The organism is Rhodoferax sp. RT5P35 (assembly GCF_056521385.1).
The window spans coordinates 1-1,047 of record NZ_JBWMAX010000347.1; the positions used below are offsets into that span (position 1 = coordinate 1).

Genomic DNA, 1,047 nt, shown 5'->3' on the forward strand with positions numbered 1-1,047 from the left:
CTACGCCCGCGACCACCCCCCCCAGATGGTGCGCATGCTCACCACCGCCTACTCCGAGCTGGGCGAGGCCATCGAAGCCATCAACACCGGCGAGATCTACCGCTACGTCACCAAGCCCTGGGATCTGGAACTGCTGCGCGCCGACATGCGCAACGCCCTGGAGCTGGCCGAAACCCGCTGCGAGCGCGACGACCTGTTGCGCGAAAAAATGGCCGTGCAACGCCAGCAACTGCTGGCCAGCCGCATCTCGCAGCTCGCCGTGGTCTGCGCGGGCTTTTTGCATGTGGACTACGAACGCGGCCTGCAAGCCTACCTGCTGGGGGCCGAACTCAGCGGTTGCGCGCTGCCCCCCATCGACTGGCGCAGCATGGACCACGCCGAGCTGATGCAGTACGAGGCCCAGCGCAGCGTCGCCATCGGCCAGGCCCTGGTCAGCCTGCAGCCCCGCTTCGTCGGTGTAGACAGCTCCGCCGCCGCCTTGCAGGCGCTGGCCGATGCCCTGCCGGGCCAGGTGGAACTGCAGGTGGGCTCCGCCACGCTCACGGGCCGTGGCGCACTGACCTGGCTGCTGGATGCCGCCTCGCACGAACCACCGTCACCCGCCTCGGTGGCCTGGCTGGCGTGGTTGTCGTACTGGGCTGGCAGCGTGCACCTGGAAGCCCACCCGGACGGCGTAGCGGTGCATTTGCGCACCGGCGGCGCACCAGCGGCGCTGCAGTCCGACTGGATGGCCGACGCGATCGAACGCATCAGCCAATCGGCTACGGACGTGGAATAACCCGGGGCATAGGGCGCAGCAGCGCCACCAGCCGCTGCAGCGCATGCTGCACCGTGGCGGCCCGCACGGCGGCCCGGTCGCCGGGGAAGTGCAGGCACTCGGCGGTCACCTGTTCGGCCACAGCAAAGCCGAACCACACCGTACCCACCGGCTTGTCGGCACTGCCGCCGCTGGGCCCGGCCACGCCGGTCACCGCCACGGCCACCTGGGCGTGGGAATGGGCCAGCGCCCCCACCGCCATGGCCCGCGCCACGGCCTCGCTGACCGCG

General features: G+C 70.7%; 2 protein-coding genes. One reads left to right on the top strand and one right to left on the bottom strand.

The annotated features are described in order from the left end of the window. Window positions 1-778, top strand: a 778-nt coding sequence (locus tag AC097L_RS26215) for a response regulator (RefSeq protein ID WP_479589614.1), incomplete at its 5' end; no start/stop codon positions are given. Here AC097L_RS26215 and AC097L_RS26220 read toward each other — a convergent pair. Beyond that, window positions 762-1,047 (bottom strand): CinA family protein (locus tag AC097L_RS26220; RefSeq protein WP_479589615.1); only part of this gene is annotated, 286 nt, incomplete at its 5' end. The genes AC097L_RS26215 and AC097L_RS26220 overlap by 17 nt on opposite strands.